This window comes from Streptomyces sp. NPDC000134 (genome assembly GCF_042899225.1).
GTDB lineage: Bacteria > Actinomycetota > Actinomycetes > Streptomycetales > Streptomycetaceae > Streptomyces.
This window is the reverse complement of record NZ_JBIAZN010000011.1, coordinates 27,003-43,986: the sequence shown is the minus strand read 5'-3', so window position 1 is coordinate 43,986 and position 16,984 is coordinate 27,003. Positions and strand designations below refer to the sequence as shown.

Annotated in this window: 9 protein-coding genes; 2 read left to right on the top strand and 7 right to left on the bottom strand. The window is 69.9% G+C overall.

Translation table 11 applies throughout. The features are described from left to right. The first annotated feature begins 396 nt into the window (after positions 1-396). Together ACFY32_RS17995 and ACFY32_RS17990 are read left to right on the top strand one after the other, a co-directional pair. Positions 397-8,130, top strand: coding sequence for a polymorphic toxin-type HINT domain-containing protein (locus ACFY32_RS17995; RefSeq protein WP_390674671.1), 7,734 nt, complete (start codon positions 397-399; stop codon positions 8,128-8,130). Between the two features lie 10 nt (positions 8,131-8,140). Then, positions 8,141-8,509 carry a hypothetical protein gene (locus ACFY32_RS17990; RefSeq protein WP_390674670.1) on the top strand — a complete coding sequence of 123 codons (369 nt, stop codon included), beginning with the start codon at positions 8,141-8,143 and terminating at the stop codon, positions 8,507-8,509. Between the two features lie 543 nt (positions 8,510-9,052). On the opposite strand, the gene ACFY32_RS17985 is transcribed toward ACFY32_RS17990, so the two are convergent. The 7 genes from ACFY32_RS17985 to ACFY32_RS17955 form a co-directional block, all read right to left on the bottom strand. Next, positions 9,053-11,056 (bottom strand): hypothetical protein, encoded by a 2,004-nt coding sequence (locus ACFY32_RS17985; RefSeq protein WP_390674669.1) that lies wholly within the window; start codon positions 11,054-11,056, stop codon positions 9,053-9,055. A 446-nt stretch (positions 11,057-11,502) separates the two neighbouring features. Continuing rightward, on the bottom strand, positions 11,503-12,243 hold the full coding sequence (locus ACFY32_RS17980) for an SDR family NAD(P)-dependent oxidoreductase (RefSeq protein WP_390674668.1): 741 nt from the start codon (positions 12,241-12,243) through the stop codon (positions 11,503-11,505). Positions 12,244-12,470: 227 nt separating this feature from the next. After that, complete coding sequence (locus ACFY32_RS17975) at positions 12,471-13,466, bottom strand: acyltransferase domain-containing protein (protein WP_359198334.1); 996 nt, start codon at positions 13,464-13,466, stop codon at positions 12,471-12,473. Beyond that, positions 13,463-13,876, bottom strand: coding sequence for a lipocalin-like domain-containing protein (locus ACFY32_RS17970; RefSeq protein ID WP_359198331.1), 414 nt, complete (start codon positions 13,874-13,876; stop codon positions 13,463-13,465). The genes ACFY32_RS17975 and ACFY32_RS17970 overlap by 4 nt, the downstream gene beginning before the upstream one ends. A 55-nt stretch (positions 13,877-13,931) precedes the next feature. Further along, positions 13,932-14,966: a ketoacyl-ACP synthase III gene (locus tag ACFY32_RS17965; RefSeq protein ID WP_359198328.1), complete on the bottom strand. Its 1,035-nt coding sequence runs from the start codon at positions 14,964-14,966 to the stop codon at positions 13,932-13,934. A 32-nt stretch (positions 14,967-14,998) separates the two neighbouring features. Then, complete coding sequence (locus ACFY32_RS17960; protein ID WP_359198645.1) at positions 14,999-15,826, bottom strand: SDR family oxidoreductase; 828 nt, start codon at positions 15,824-15,826, stop codon at positions 14,999-15,001. A 45-nt stretch (positions 15,827-15,871) separates the two neighbouring features. After that, entirely contained in the window at positions 15,872-16,972 is a 1,101-nt protein-coding gene (locus tag ACFY32_RS17955) for a terpene synthase family protein (RefSeq protein WP_359198325.1), read from the bottom strand. Positions 16,973-16,984: the final 12 nt, after the last annotated feature.

Sequence of the window (16,984 nt, the reverse complement as noted above, 5' to 3'; positions counted from 1 at the left end):
ATTCGGGAAGCGAGCACAGAGCATGACCGATGCGGCGGCATCGCGCCACACCTCTCCTCCACATCTGCGGCGCACGCCCGCCACACGTCCTCGACGGACTCCCCGGGCCTGCGTGCCTGACCTGGGAAAAGGGACAGTCGAAGGATCATGCTTTGCCCATCTTTGCCGGGTGATCACCTTCCGTTTGGTCCGAAATAAATGAGATTGAATCGCCTGCATTGCATTTACCGCAGCCTGCGGGAATTGCTTACGTGACCTAGATCACCGGCCACATTCCGCTTGTTGACTTTTCGTGAACACGTCCCCGAGAGTTCGTGATCATCAATGGACCGAACTGTGTGCGCGGGGGCTGCCGCTGTGTGGGGATCGCTGTCGTGGAGCGGCAGGCAGGAGCGCGTGAACACGCGCGCCGAGCGCCGCAGACGGGCGCGGACACGCGCCGGTGTCATCGGCTCGCTCGTGGTGGCTCTGACCGTGGGCATCCTGCCCGCCGCGTACGCGCTGCCTCCGGGTGACGACCGCAGTGGCGTCGACCTGGTCGACCTCCCCGACGCCAAGCAGGCCAAGGGCGAGAACGGCGGCGAACTCGCGGAACTCACCACCGCCGAGGCGGAACAGCCCGCCGAGTACGACCCGAGCAAGGTCACCGCCCCCGCCGGCGGCACGGTCGTCAAGAACCTGACCGGCCTCGCACCCGGCGACATGGTTCCGATCGCCCAGGACAACGGCACCGCCCTGCCCGTGGAGGTCGGTGCCCCCGAGGCCGCCTCCCCCGACGAGGCCACCGCGCTGGAGGGCGAGTGGCAGGTCTCCCTCGCCGGACAGGACGAACTGGCCGCCACCGCCATCGAAGGCGTGGCCCTGACGGTCACCCCGCCCGCGGAGGCCAGCGGCGACGCCGTGATCGCCCTGGACTACAGCGACTTCTCCGAGTTGTACGGGGCCAACTGGGCGGACCGGCTGTCCTTCGTGCAGTACCCGTCATGCTTCCTGACCACTCCGGACACCGAGGGTTGCTCGGAGCCGTCCGAGGTCACCACCGACAACGTGGTCGAGCAGACCGGCACCGACGCCGACGGCAACCCGGTGTACGAGCGCCGCATCGAGGCGACCGTGGCCACCGAAGCCCTGGCCGCGGGCGGCAGTTCCGAGGAGACCTCCACGGCCTCCACCGCCGCCGCGTCCGACGAGGGCACCGTCACCGACGGTGTGTACCGCGAGGGCACCGGCGGCACCCGTCTGGCCTCACTCGCCGCCGCCACCGCTGGCACCTCCGGCTCCTCCGTCCTGCTCGCCACCGACTCCGGGTCCGGCTCCAAGGGCGACTTCGGCGCGACTCCGCTGGTCAGCGCCGGTTCCTGGTCCGCGGGCGGCAACTCGGGCGGCTTCACGTACTCGTACACCCTGCAGACCCCGAGCGTGCCCGGCGGCCCGTCCCCGTCGGTCTCCTTCGGTTACAACTCGCAGGTCGTGGACGGCCGTACCTCCGCCTCCAACAACCAGCCCTCGTGGATCGGTGACGGCTGGGAGTACAACGCGGGTTCCATCACCCGCACGTACACCTCGTGCCGCGACGACCGGACGAACGGCAACAACACCAAGAAGACCAGCGACCTCTGCTTCGGCTCGTACAACGCCACCCTCACCCTCGGCGGGACGACCACGGAGCTGGTCCTGCCCGACGGCGCGGACCCGTACGGCGACAAGTGGGTGACCGCGAGCGGCGACGGTTCCCGGGTCGAACTGCTGAAGGACACCGGCCTCGGCAACGGCGACGCCGACGGCGAGTACTGGCGCGTCACCACCCGGGACGGTACCCAGTACTACTTCGGCAAGCACAAGCTGACCACCGACTGGGCGAGCGGCGACCCGGTCACCGACTCGGTCCTGTCCGTGCCGGTCGCCGGCAACCAGCCCGGCGAGCCCTGCTACAAGGCGGGCGACTTCGCCGGCTCCTTCTGCGACCAGGCCTGGCGCTGGAACCTCGACTTCGTCGTCGACACCGACGGCAACGCGATGACGCTGTGGTGGGCGAAGGAGTCCAACCGCTACGCCAAGAACGAGAAGTTCAAGTCGTCCGTCTCCTACGACCGCGGCGGCTACCTCAAGCGCATCGAGTACGGCCTGAAGAAGGACAAGCCGTACGCCGCCCCGATCGCCAAAGTCACCTTCGACGTCGACGAACGCTGCTTCAAGGAAGGCGAGATCGCCTGCACCTCGGCGGGCGACGAGAACGACAACTTCGCCTCCGGCGACTTCGCCAAGAACCGCATCTGGTACGACACACCGGCCGACCTGTACTGCGCCGCCGGCAAGGAGTGCTACGTCCCCGTCCCCACCTTCTGGTCGCGCAAACGGCTCGCCCAGGTGACCACGTGGACCCAGCGCACCCAGGGCTCCACCGAGCTGTCCAAGGTCGACTCCTGGACGCTCCAGCAGTCCCTGCCGGCCGACCTCACCGACGAGGGCACTGCGCTGTGGCTGGAGTCCATCACGCGCACCGGCTACGGCACCGACGGTGAGGCCATCGCCCTTAACCCGGTGCAGTTCCTCGCCAACAGCCTGCCCATGCCCAACCGGGTCAAGGAGGGCGCGAACGACCCCAACCCGGCCTTCGACCGGCTGCGCATCGCCCGGGTCGTCAGCGAGTACGGCGGTGAGACCGTCGTCACCTACAAGGCACCCACCGGCGCCTGCAAGACCGGCAGCGGCTTTCCCGAGCCGGAGGCGAACACGGGCCTGTGCTTCCCGGTGTACTGGAACGCCGACCCCGATGTCGAGACCATCGACTGGTTCCACAAGTACGTCGTCGAGTCCGTCCAGGAGCTGCCCGCCCTCACCGGCGCCGACCCGGTCACCACCACGTACGAATACCTCGGTGACGCGGCCTGGGCGCTGAACCAGGCGGAGTTCTCCAAGAAGAAGACCCGCACCTACGACCAGTGGCGCGGCTTCGCCCGCGTACGCACCTACACCGGTGACGACAGCGACACGGCGTACCTGACCACCAAGCGGGGCATGACGGAGACCCGCTTCTTCCGTGGCATGGACGGCGACCCGCTGCCCGGCGGCGGCAGCCGCTCGGTCACCGTCAAGGACTCCGAGGGCGCCACCATCGCCACCGACCGGGAGCCCTTCGCCGGTCTGGTCGCCGAGACGCTCACCTATGCCTCGGCCACCGCCGGCACCTGGCTGACCCGCACGGTCGACAAGCCGAAGGCCGTGGAGCTGGCCTCCCGCAGCCGCACCGGCGGCATTCCCGCTCTCAAGGCCTGGCGCATCCTCACGCCGGAGTCCCTCACCTACACCCGTTCGTCCGGCACCGGCACCGACAAGCGCACCCTGCGCGTGCTGCGCACGGTCACGGAGTACGAGGACACCTACGGCCTGCCGACCCAGGTCACCGAGTACAACGACTGGTCCTCGGACGCCGCGGCCAACAAGGCGGACGACGACACCTGCACGGTGATGTCGTACGTCCACAACACCGCCAAGCACCTCATCGGTCTGGCCAAGCAGACCCTGACCACCGCCGGCACCTGCGCTCAGGCGGACGCGGCCACCGCCGCGGACTGGATCGACGGCTCCCGCGTCGCCTACGACGGCGGTGCCTACGGCGACCCCCCGGCCTCCGGCAACGCCACCACCACCTGGGCGATCACCGGAACCGGCGGCAACTGGGTGAAGGACGGCGAGGTCACCTACGACGGCTACGGCCGCACCACGTCGACCCGCAACGCCCTGGCGATCGCGCAGAACGACCCGGACTACAAGGACGTCACGACCTACAGTCCGTCCGAGGGCCAGGTCTACCGGATCACCACCACCAACGCGCTGGACCAGAGCGAGATCACCACCGTGGAGCCCGGCCGCGGGGTCTCCCTCACCGAGCAGGACATCAACGGCCGCGTCACCACCTACGGTTACGACGCTCTGGGCCGCACCACCCAGGTGTGGGCCCCTTCCCGGGCGACGTCGAAGTCCCCGTCGGCGATGTTCACCTACGACACCACCATCGGCCAGCCCGTCTCGGTGACCACCGAGTCCCTGACCGACGACGGCGACTACGACGTCTCCACCGTCATCTACGACGGTATGGGCCGCGAACGCCAGAAGCAGGATCCGGCGGTCGGCGGCGGACGTCTGATCACCGACATCCTCTACAGCGCCAACGGCACGATCGCCCGGACCAACAACGCGTACTTCGACAAGGACGAACCGTCCACCGTCCTGTTCGAGCTGGCCTCGGACTACCAGGTGCCGAACGCCACCCTATATTCCTACGACGGTCTGGGCCGCACCCTCACCGAGACGCCGTACCTCAACGGCAAGGAGGACCCGAAGAAGGCCACCCGCTACGAGTACGGCCTCGACAACTCCACGGTGGTCAACCCGGAGGGCGCGGCGGCGCAGCGCACCTGGTCCGACGCCCTGGGCCGCACGGTCCGGGTGGACACGTACACCGACGCGCTGCGGGCGGCCCACCGCTCGACGACGTACACCTACGACGAGCGCGGCGACCAGGTCGAGGCGAAGGACTCCGAGGGCAACGTCTGGAAGTGGAAGTACGACGCCCGCGGGCGCGAGGTGGAAGCGGTCGACCCGGACACGGGGACGACCACGACCCGGTACGACGTCCTGGACCGCCCCGAACTGGTCACGGACGAGAACGCGTCGGTCTACACCGTCTACGACAAGCTGTCCCGCCCCGTCGAGCAGCGTGAGGGCTCCGCCACCGGCACCCTGCTGGGGAAGACGGTCTACGACACGCTCATCGGTGGGGCCGGTCTGCCCACCTCGCAGACCCGCTACACCGACGGCCTCGCCTACACCACCTCGGTGACCGGCTACACCGCCGACTACCAGCCGACCGGCCGGCGCATCACGATCCCCGAGTCCGTGGCCATGGCGTACGGGCTGCAGAAGGAGTACGCCTACAGCTTCGAGTACTCCGCGATGGGTGTGCTGGAGGCGACCAACCTCCCGTCGGTGGGCACCCTGCCCGCCGAGAAGGTCGTCGTGCGCTACAACGACGACGGTCTGCCGGTCTCCACGTCCGGCCTGGAGTGGTACACCGCGCAGACCTCCTACTCCCCGTACGGCCAGGTCCTGCGCGCGGTCAGCGGCGAGAACCCCAACCGGGTCTGGACGACGAACCTGTTCGACGAGGCGACGGGCGAGCTGACGCAGAGCATCGTCGACCGCGAGTCGACCAGTGACACCACGGCCGTCACCGGGCACCGCGTCAACTCCCGCGCGTACACCTACGACCCGGCCGGCAACGTCACCTCCATAGCGGACACCGCGAACGCGACGACCGACCGGCAATGCTTCGCCTACGACGCCCTGGGCCAGCTCACCGAGGCCTGGACCGCCCCGTCCGCCTGCAAGGCCGCCGGCAAGGACACCGCGGCACCGAAGTACACGGACGGCACGACCAACGTCACCGCCGCCAACAGCGGTTACTGGCAGAGCTACGAGTACGACGCGCTCGGCAACCGCAAGAAGCTCGTCGAGCACGACCCCGGCCTGGACGCCACCAAGGACGCCACCACCGAGTACGCCTACGGCAAGGCGGACGGCACCCAGCCGCACACCCTGACCGGCATGTCCTCCACCTACAAGGCGGACTCCGGTGCCCGGGTGACCAAGGCGACGACGCTGACGTACGACGACGCCGGCAACACGCTCACCCGTACGTACGACGGTTCCGAGCAGGCCCTGGACTGGACCTGGGACGGCCAGGTCGAGAAGATCACCGGCTTCGGCGAGAACGGCTCCGGTGCCTGGAAGGGCCTGGCCGACAAGTGCCTCGACCTCGCCAGCTCGCTGACGACGGCCGGCACACCGCTCCAGCTCTACTCCTGCAACGGCAGCAAGGCGCAGAAGTTCCGCATCGACTCGGCGTCCGCCGCCGACCCGTCGACCGGCGCCCTGAAGATCCTGGGCAAGTGCGCGGTCCCGAAGGACGGCGGCACGGCCAACGGCACCGCGGTCGTCATCGCCGACTGCACCGGCGCCGCCGCCCAGCAGTGGACGGCGACCACGACGGGCACCCTGAAGCACGTCGCGTCGGGCAAGTGCCTGGACGTGCCGGCCTCCAACTCGGCCGACGGCACGGACCTGCAGCTCAACACCTGCGGTACCGGGGCCAACCAGAAGTGGGTGCCGGACAAGGAGACGAGGTACGTCTACGGCGGTGACGGCTCGCGCCTGATGGCGATCTCCGCCACCGAACGCACCCTGTACCTGGGTGAGGCGACGATCTCCGTCAACGCGGCCGGCGGCCCGGCCTACACCGAGCGCTACTACTCCCAGCCGGGCGCGCCGACGGTCATGCGCTACGCGCAGGGCACGAGCGCCTCGAACCTGTCCGCCCAGATCACCGACCAGAACGGCACGGCGTACGCCAACGTGGAGCTGGAGTCGGGCAACAGGGTCAGGTTCTCCAAGACCGACCCGTTCGGTGTCGAGCGCGCCGAGGCCACGACCTGGCGCTCGCACCGCGCTTACGTCGGTGGCGACGACGACGCCGGCAGCGGTCTGATCCATCTGGGCGCCCGGGAGTACGACCCGGCCACGGGTCGCTTCCTCTCCGCCGACCCGGTCCTGGACCTGGCGGACCCGGTGCAGATAAACGGGTACGTCTACTGCGAGAACAACCCGGTCACCTTCGCCGACCCCTCCGGCCTGGCGTCGGAGGGCGGGACCAGCGAGTACGGCGGCCCGTCGGCGTCGGCCGAGGCCTGGGCGAAGAAGCAGCTCAACACGTCCCTGGCCGATGTCATCCTCTCGGTCGGCTGGGCCGCGCTAAAGGACTTCATCGGCTGGAACGACGTGGTCGGCTGCTTCTCCCGGGGCGACCTCTGGGCGTGCGGCAGCCTGTTCATCCAGGCCATCCCCTGGACCAAGCTCGGCAAGATCCCCGCGGTCATCGGGGCGGCCAAGCGCATCGCCAGCGCGGTCAACGCCTGGATGAAGGCCAAGGAGAAGGCACGCAAGATCATCGAGATGGCCAAGAAGGCCCGTGAACTGGCCCGCAAGGCGAAGGAGGCCAAGCGCAAGGCCGCCGAGAAGGCCGCCCAGTTGAGGAAGAAGGCCAAGGAGGCGGCGACCCGCAAGGCGAAGGCGGCCGCGCGGAAGACGGGCAACGCCGTCCAGAAGACCCAGAAGGCTGCGGCCAAGAAGGCGGAGCCGAAGCCGAGGCAGACGAAGGCGAAGGACGAGTCGTCGGGCAAGCCCTCGGAGTCCTCCGGCGGCGGCAGCGGCTGCACCACGGAAGCCAACAGCTTCGTCCCCGGCACCCTGGTCCTGATGGCGGACGGCACCACCAAGCCCATCGAGGAGATCAAGAACGGCGACAAGGTCCTCGCCACCGATCCGGAGACCGGCGAGACAGCCGTCGAAACGGTCACCGCCGAGATCCTCGGCAAGGGCCTCAAGCACCTGGTCAAGGTCGAGATCAGCACCGCCGACGGCAAGACCGCCGAGGTCACGGCCACGGAAGGGCACCCCTTCTGGGTCCCGGAATTGGGCGAATGGATCGACGCCACCGACCTGAAGCCCGGCCAGTGGCTCCGCACCAGCGCCGGCACGTACGTCCAGATCGCCGCGGTAACCCACTGGACGACCCAGCGGGCGACGGTCCACAACCTGACCGTCAGCGACCTGCATACGTACTATGTGCTGGCCGGAGCCACTCCGGTTCTGGTTCATAACTGCAATACGTCTTATCAGCTGTCGCTCGATACGCGAGCCGCAGTCGGTAGTGGAAATGCGCAGGCATACCAGATTGCACACACCGGAGCGACCGAATACCGTGCCGTCGGTGGCGGAGAGAGAGTCTGGGCTGACGGTTTCGACGGAAACACTGGAGAACTTCTCGACGCCAAGTTCATTGAGAAGCCTGGACGTAGTCCGTTCATTCCAGGATCAGGCATTCCCGACTTCATTCGGAACAAGATTGCGGCTAAGACCGGTGACGAGTTCAGAAGATATTCTGCCGTGATCAATGATCCTTCCAATCCTCTGACGGGGCTACGCGTGATCACCAACCATCCTGGTGCGGTGCCATACTTCCAAGGGTTGATGCAGCAGCATGGCATCCCAGGCTCAGTGGTTGTGAGATAGGAGCAGGTCAGTGACGTACCTCGCCGTCTTTGAGAGCGACACATGGCGTCTGGAGCGAGAGGTTCTGGCGCGGGCGCTCGCCAGCGACTGGCCGCAAGTGCAGGTGAAACTGACTTCCCCTGGATCCCCAGGTTTCGAGGTTCGCTATGTGGAATGGAGCTACCAAGCGGAATTGGGTGAACTTGAGGGATACGCGCACTCGGACGGGCAGGGGATCTACTTGGAAGGGCCCATCGAACTCGTGGCTGACTTTGTCGTCTGGTATCGGGGGCTGGTGCCGCCCGAGGAGCAAGTCATCTTCTGTGATGACTCCTACAGCTTCGATGGCGTAGTCTCGACGAACGCGGTAAGAGAAGACATCATCGCCATCGCCGAGTGAGTGACCCCGTTCGAGAATTGCACTGCAAAGGAGGGGAGGCCCTGCCCGGGTGGGTGGCCGCGCCGGCCGAACCGGAGAACTTTCTGGCCGTTCTGGAAAAGGGCCTGCGTTCCTACGGTTTGCCCGTACTGGATGACATGCTGGAAGAGTCCATCCTGGTGGACCTCGGCCACGTTGACGGGAAGGCTCTCGCCAAGGCGCGGAGGGACGCCGACGCTGCGCCGGTCGTCCCCGATCTGCTGTGCGATGTGCTCGCCCTGGAGGTCGGGCTGCGAAGCCTCATGCTTCCGCCGGCGTCCTGCGGGCGCGCTCGGTTGTCGGTCCGTCTGCGGTGGCCGGTCGGTGGGGAGCGGTGGCGTGGCAGGGCCGGAGGCCGTGGGACGCCACCGCTCCCCCGGGACGGGACGTCCCGGGGGAGCGGGGCGTTGCCGGGGAGCGGAGCGCGAGAGCGGCGACGTGGTCGAAGAACGGATCGTTCATGGAGCCGACCCCTTCAAGTCGTCGCCCGCCTCCGGCTCCGCCGCCCGGCGGGAGAGCGTGGCATCAGGCGGGTGGCAGCGGGACGGTCGTCTCGGCCGGGAGGAAGGTGTCCCCGGCCGTCGCGGTCACCTCGGCCGACTGCTGTCCGGCGGGCAGGGTCACCGTGGCCTTGCCGTCGGGACCGGTGAGGGCCTCCTGGGAGCCGACGCGGACGGTGGCGCCCTGGACGGGCCGTTCGTCGCCGTGGATGTCGGCGGTGACCGTGGCGGTGACCGCGGTCCCCTCCGGTGTGGTCGCCGCCGAGGCGGTCAGGGCGAGCGAAGTGGGGCGCGGCATGGTGTCCGGGCAGGGGGCCACGGTGGGCAGCCCGGATGCCTGCTTGCCGTACCAGGACGAGGAGACGGTACCGGTCTTCACCACACCCGGGTCGCCGTTCTGCGGCCGGGGAACGACCTGCTGGTACTGGAGCGCGGCCTTCAGGTGGCCGACCCGGTGGCCTTCCGCGTCGGTGGCGACCAGGTTGTCGTTGACCGTGACCAGGGCGGCGATGCTGCCCGTGACCGTCTGCGTGCCGTTGAGGAAGTGGACGCCGTCGTCGCTGTAGTCGTGGTATACGACGGAGAACACGCCGCCCAGGACGTTCCCGCCGATGGTGATCACGGCGGTGCCCGAGTCGCGGCCGTGGACGGTGTGCACGCCGGGCATGTCGAAGCTGGACCGGTACGCCTGAGGGGTGGGCGCCCAGGAGCCGACGGCCGTGGTGACGGTGGGGTCCGGGGTGGTGGCCGGCCGGTTGATGCGGGCGACGATCAGCTCGTTGGGTGCCGTTCCCTTCTGCTGCACGTAGCTGTTGGCGTCGGCCGCCGGGGGGTTCAGGGACCTTCCCTGGAGCAGCACCCGGGTCGAGTCGGGGCTCCACACCTGCTGGCCCGACAGGTTGTTGGCGGGAATGGTGCTGCCGCCGCCGTACGGATTGAGCGGCTGTCCGATGATCTTGCCGCCCTGGTCACCGGAGGGGGGCAGCAGCCACGGGCTGAGGTCGCACGCGAAGCCGGGCCGGCTGGAGACATAGTACGTGTCCACGATGACCTGGGCGAGGTTGATGAACGGGCGGGCCAGTGGCATCAGTCCGAGGGCGGTCATCCGGTTCTGGGTGCGCCAGGACGCCGTCAGCAGGGAGTCGTTGTCCGGGGAGAACGACCCGTCCTCGTTCCAGTCCGGGTACTCGGTGAGCTGCGTCACCTTGCCCGTGACCAGGTCGATCTTCTGCTGCTGCGGGATGCCGCCGGGCTCGGCGGCCAGGACGACGGCGGAGCGTCCGCCGTCGGCGAAGGACTTGAACTCCTGGAGCGACCCCCCGTTCGCCCAGTGGTCGGGGTCGGGGTCCAGCGGGCCCGTCGGCGCGGGCGGGTTGATCGCGTGCAGATCGCCGAGGTGGTACCCCGAGTCCCCGCGGACGAGCGCGGCGACGATCATGACCAGTCCGCCCGGACGGGTCAGCGAGTAGCCGAGGTGGACCCCGTCCGGGGCCAGGTGGTAGGTGCGCCGCCCGAGGTTGGTCTGCCCCGGGGTCTCGTCGGCGGACAGGTCCACCGGCAGCCACTGGTGACTGGCGCAGTCCAGCAGGCTGGGCGCGCACTCCAGTACCTGGACCGTGTCACCGAGTTCGTTGGCCAGGAACATCCGCCGCTGGTCGGGGAAGGCGTAGGCGAAGCCCCCCGTGATGTCGGGATGGTCCGTCATGGAGCAGGTCAGGCACCTCACGTTGCCGCCGTCGGCGTCGGCGACCCACTCCCGGCCGCCGTTGTAGTCCTGGAAGAGGACGTGCTGTCCGTCCGGGAACCACGTGGGCCCCCAGGGCATGACGCCCTCCGGTACGGGCATCCTGTCGCGATCCACCGCGTAGAAGGGGGGTATGTCCTGCGGAGCGCCGTCCTGGGCGAGGGCGGTGCCAGGCGGACCGGCGCTGTAGGCGGCGGCTGTGATGAGGGACGTCACCATGAGCACGCGCCACCAGCGGTGGCATACGGCGGCGAGGCGGTGTCTGAGGTGGATGGACGCTGTCATCGCTGTGCCTTTCCTTCGCGTGATACCGGAGACCCGGAGCGGTCCGGCGGCGCCGGCGCGCCGGCGGACGCTTCCCGGGCGTCGGCCCGCTCCGACGCCGCGGAGACGGGAGCGGACGACCGCCCCGGAAGCGGCGGCACGGGGAACGCTCCGGTGACGGCACGACGGCGGATCACATGAGCCTCCCAGGGCCTGACGTGGCATACAGCAATATCGATCCGCCGGAAAACCTCGCACCATAGCCCAGTCGGGCCAGCGCGCACTCTGGCCCGTACTACACATCCCCGCGCACGGGGTGCACACCCCGCTCCCGTGGTGTACACCCCGTGCGCCCCCGGCGGGACGCCGGAGCCGTTCCTCCTCGTCCGTCATCAGCCGTGCCGTCTGGGGTCAGGTGTCGACGGTCGTGGCGAAAGCCGGGCCCTGGTCACCGTCGGCCGCCCGGGTCAGGCCGTGAAGCCGCCGTCCACGTCGATCGACGCGCCGGTGATGTATCGGCCGTCCGGGCCGGCCAAGTGGGCCACGGTGGCGGCGACTTCGGCGGGGTCCGCATAGCGGCCGAGGGCGGTGAGGCCGGTGATCGTCCCGGCGTTCGGGCCGTCGGCCGGGTTGGCGTCGGTGTCGGTGGGGCCGGGGTGGACCAGGTTGACGGTGATGCCGCGGGGGCCGAGTTCCCGGGCGAGGCCCTTGGTCATGCCGACGAGGGCCGTCTTGCTCATGGCGTACAGCGCGAAGCCCGGGAAGGGGGTGCGCCCGGCCATGTTGCTGCCGATGCTGATGACGCGGCCGCCGTCGGTCATGTGCCGTACCGCCGCCCGGGATGCCATGTACGGCGCTCGGACGTTCACCGCCAGCGTACGGTCGGCCTCGGCCGGGCCCATGTTCTCCAGCGGGCCGACGAGGAAGACCCCGGCGTTGTTGACCAGGATGTCGAGTCGCCCGAACGTCCCGGCGGCCCGATCCACCGACGCGGTCAGCGCCTCCGTGTCCGCGCTGTCGGCCTGGACGGCCAGCGCCCGGCGTCCCCCCGCCTTGATGCGCTCGGCCACCTCAGTGGCCCGCTCCGCGTTGTTCTCGTACGTCAGGACGACATCCGCCCCTTCCTCCGCCAGACGCAGCGCCACCGCGGCGCCGATCCCCCTGCTTCCGCCCGTGACCAACGCAACGTTTCCCTCAAGTCGCTTCATGCCTACGAGCATCGCCGTCCCGTTTCCGGGGTGCTGGCGGGATACCGACCTGGTGTCCGCCCAGGGGAGCCCCCGGCCGGTCGTGCGGTTCCGGCGCCGGAGAAATCGGCCGCCAACGTCGTCTGCACCCGGGCGGCCAAGCAGAGGTACATCGACGAGCGGACCGGCAGGGAAGTCCTCACCATCCTCCTGTAGCCGTAGCCGGCGTACCCCGCCCGCGACAGACGTCACGCCGCGCGGAACACGTCCCGCAGGCCGGGCCCCGCGCCGTCCGCCGCGAGCGGTGCCAGCGCGCGTGCCCGCGGCCATGTCGCACAGACCGACCGGGTCAGGGCGTCGCCCACGCCCGTCTCCACGAACACACCCGTACGCGTGCGGGACGGAAGCCCGTGGAGCGTCTCCAGGAAGCGGGCGGGCTCGGTGACGCACGCGGCGAGTCCTGCCACGAGTGGGTCGTCGTCGGTGCACGGGCGCCGCCGCGCGGTCGAGACCGTCGGCCTGCGCAACGGGCGCTGCGGTGTGGTTCCGCCGAGCCGCAGGAAGGTGTCGGCGACGCCTTGGAGGCAGGGGTGGTGGGCGGCGTACGGGATGGGGAGCCGGTGCAGGCGCGGATGGGGTGGGCTGTCCAGCGCGAGAAGTGCCTCGATCGCGTACCGCGGCCCGCTGACGACCGTCTGTTCGGGGGCGTTCACGCAGGCCACCACCACGTCGTGGCTCCCGGTGCGCCGCAGGAGTTCCCGGGCACCGTCCTCGCTCGCGTCGACCAGCAGGCAGCCGCCCCGACCGGTCTCGGGGGCGTAGGCGGTGTTGAGCGAGCAGACGAGCCCCGTCCCCTCGGACACCGTGAAGGCCCCGGCGTACACGAGCGCCGCGAACTCTCCGAGGCTGTAACCGATGAGGAGCCGCGGCACGATTCCGGCGGCCTCCAGCGCGTGCGCGAGGGCGACGGAGGCGGCGAAGCAGGCCAGCGGGCCGACGCCGTAGGGAAGATGTTCCTCTTGTCCGGCGTGTCTCAGGACGTCGCCGATCGAGCCGTAGCCGTGCTCGGCCGCGACGCCGTCCACCTCCGCCAGGACCTGGTCGGCGGCGTCGAGAGCCCTGGCCGGGACCCGCTCCGCCGGGTAGTAGAGAGCCGCCAGCGCGCCCTGTGGACGGATTCCCTGCCCCGGGAAGACGAAGACCGCGTCGGGCTCGGAAGGCGGCCGAGGCGGTGCGGGGGTCACGGGGCGTCCTCCTGCTGGGGGCCGGCCGCCGCGGGGACGGGACGGGCCCGCCGCCATGTCGCGGTCAGCGTCGGCCGGGAGTCGTCCGGCAGGGAGCGGAGAACGAGCCGGTCCTCTTCCCACCGGACGGTGCGGGGCAGTTCGACACCGTGCCACTCGGCGGAGCTGCCGACAGTGGTGTGGTGGACGACGCGGTCGCCGAGCCACTGGTACGAGCCGGCGTAGCCGATGTAGCCGGCCGGGCCGGCGACCTGCGCCGACATCTGGCCGTCGGCCGTGTAGATGAGTATCCCGCGTGCCCCGGGCCCGAGCAGGTGCCTCGTGGCTCCGTGAGCGTCGGTCGCGGTCAGCGATATGAGGCTCCAGGCGCCGACGACGAGGGCCGGAGCGGTCTCGGTCCGTGTGTTCATGGGGATGCCTTCGGAACTGGCCGCCTGTCGTGTCCGGTCCGCGGGGACGCGGCCGTCATGACCGCGGCGCGGCGGTGTGCGCCCCGGTCGGCTCCACCCACCGCAGGAGCGCGCCCGCCCACGACAGGCCGGCTCCCACGGCCGCGCACAGCACGAGGTCTCCCGCGTGGAGATCTCCCCTTGAGCGCAGGTGGGCCAGGGTCAGGGGGATCGACGCGCTTCCCGTGTTGCCGAGGACGTCACCGGTGACGGCCACGCGCTCGGCCGGGACGTGGAGTTCCGTGGCGATGTCCTCGATCAGATGCGGGTTGGCCTGGTGCGGCACGAAGTGCCGCACGTCCTCCAGACGGGCGCCGGTCTGCCGCAGGGTCTCCTGGACGGCTTGAGGTATCAGCCGCAGGGCGTAGTCACGCACCCGGTGGCCCGTCATGGCGACACGCGCACCGCCGGGCATGGACGGGTCCAGCTTCACGGTCACCGGCGGGTCGACGGGACTCTCCGTACCGATGACGCTGCCGATCAGGCCGGCGGAGTCGGTGACGGGCGAGATCACCACCGCTCCCGCGCCGTCCCCGAAGATGGAGGCGGTGGACCGGTCGCTCGGATCGACCGCGGCGGTGAACCGTTCCGTCCCGACGACCAGAGCGGGCACCCGCTGCGGGTCGGACACGTACATGGCGCGGGTGAGGTGCAGCCCGAACAGGAAGCCTGAGCATGCGGCCGAGACGTCGAACGCCACCGCTCGGCGGGCTCCGATCCGGGCCTGCACCTCCGCGGCGACGGCGGGTGACAGTTGTTCGGCGGTGGTGGAGCCCGCGATCAGCAGCCGGACGTCGCCGGCGTCGATCCCCGCGTCGGCCAGGGCCTCCTCGGCGGCGGCCGTCGCCATGGACACGGTCGTCTCCTCAGGGGAAGCCACCCGGCGTGACCGCACCCCCGTGCGGTCGGTGATCCATTGCCCGGAGACCGGCAGTGTCCGCGCGACTTCGTCATTGGAGCGGCTCTCTTCCGGCAGGTACGTCCCCAGCCCGGTCAGGCCGAGCGGGGACGGCGGGGGCGTGCCGTTGCCGGTACCGCGTCGCGGTGTCATGTCTCTGTTCACCTCCGGTGGGCTGTGACGCGTCAGTCGGCCGTGAAGGGCGACGGCGGTTTGGCGAAGCCCGACAGGCCGACCTCGGGAACCGAGAGTCCGCCGTCCACCACGAGGGCGTGCCCGGTGACATAGGAAGCGGCCGGGGAGGCCAGGAAGAGCACCGGACCGGTGATCTCGTCGGTGGAGGCCCACCTGCCGACGGGAACGTGGCTGGTGATCCAGTCGGACGTGGACTCGTCGCCGCTCACGAACTCGGTCATGTCCGTACGGGTCCAGCCCGGACACACGGCGTTCACCCGGACCCCCTCGCGCGCCCAACTGAGGGCCAGACTGCGGGTGAGTGAGAGCTGGCCCGCCTTGGTGGCGGCGTAGGCGTCGAGCCTCGGGCTCCCGGCCAGGCCGGCGATCGAGGACATGATGACCAGGCTCGCCCGGTCGGACGAGGTCAGGTGCGGGTGGGCGGCACGGCACAGGGCGGCGGTGGCGTTGAGGTTGACCGCGATGACGGCGTCCCACTCCTGCTGGCGGGTCTGCTGCAGCGGAGCCAGCAGGGGAGTGCCGTCCTCCTCCGTGGGCAGGATGGACGCGTTGTGCACGATGACGTCGATGCCTCCGAGCCCGGCGGCGGCCCGGTCCGGCAGACCGGCGGCCACGGCGGTGTCCGACAGGTCGCCGTCCAGGACCAGCGCGGTGCGACCACGGCTTTCCACGGCCCGTGCCGTGTCCGCCAGGGCCGCGCGAGTGCGCGCGGCCACCGCCACGTCGCACCCCGCGTCCGCCAGCCCGACGGCCACGGCCTTGCCGATTCCCCGCGAGGCGCCTGTCACCAGCGCACGGCTGCCGTCGAGTTGGAACATGGTGAGCGCGCTCGTCACGAGTACCTCCGAAGGACGAATGCCGGTTCACATGAAGGCCGCCGAATTCACCCAGCACGACGCAGGGAGCCCGTTCCGAACCCGGCCGCTGCGCCGCCGCGAACACCTCGCGGCTGACATGGCGTGTCTTGGTGTGTCATGGCGTGACGTCACCAGTACAACAGACGGGCACTGCCGAGTGAAGGGCCGTCGCCCAGCGCCCCGTGAACGTGTTGAACGGCGCTGTCGAGAGGGCTCCCGCGGTGCGGAGCCAGGTCCCGACGCACGGTCATGTCCCGGGGGCGAGGGGACGGGCCGGAGCGGTACGTCGGAGCCCCAGCCGCGGAAGTCCGCGACGGCGTAGAAGGCGACGGACCAGTCCAGCAGTCGGAGTATTTCGTGTGCCGGCGGACAGCTTCGGGCCAGGAGCGGTGCCAGGGTGCGGCGCGCGGCTTCGGAGGCCGAGGCGATGGCGGCCCGTACCTGCTCGGCCGTCACGTCGTACATGAGGATGTTGTTCTGCCCGGGTTGGGCGCGTTCCCATGAGTACGTCGCCAGGTCGTTGGCCAGTCGGACAGCCACCATGACGTGGTCGAGGGCGGCGCCCAGCAGGGGCAGGTGGTCGAGCAGGGTGGACCGGTCCGTGGTGATCCAGCGCGGCATGTGGGTGATCCACACCAGGACGCTGTCCGCGTGGCGGAGGTATTCCGCGGCGTCGGGCGCGGCGGAGCCGTTCTCCCGGGCTCGGCCCGTGGTCCAGTCGTAGCGCATGCCGTCGAGCGCCTTGGCGAACTTCTCGGTCCACAACCCGGCCAGTGCCGGATACCCCGGCTGCCGGCTCAGCTCGGCCTGCCACGCGGACAGGGCGGTCAGCAGCGGATGGCTGTCGTCGGCGGTTCCCGTCCGCACGATGGTGGCGCACCGGCCGAACAGGTCGTCGAGTTCCGCGAGTCCGGACACGGTCTGTTCGACGTGGTCGTCCAGCGCGAAGGTCCACGCGCACATGGGTGCGGCCGGGCACAGCTCCGGTGCGGGACGCCACGGGCTGATCGCCGCCGCGGTGATCGCCAGCGCCTCCAGCGGGACCGCCCCGACAACAGGATGCCGTGTCGCCCACCGCCGCAGGTCGGCCAGCAGGCGGAGACGCACCCGACGATATGC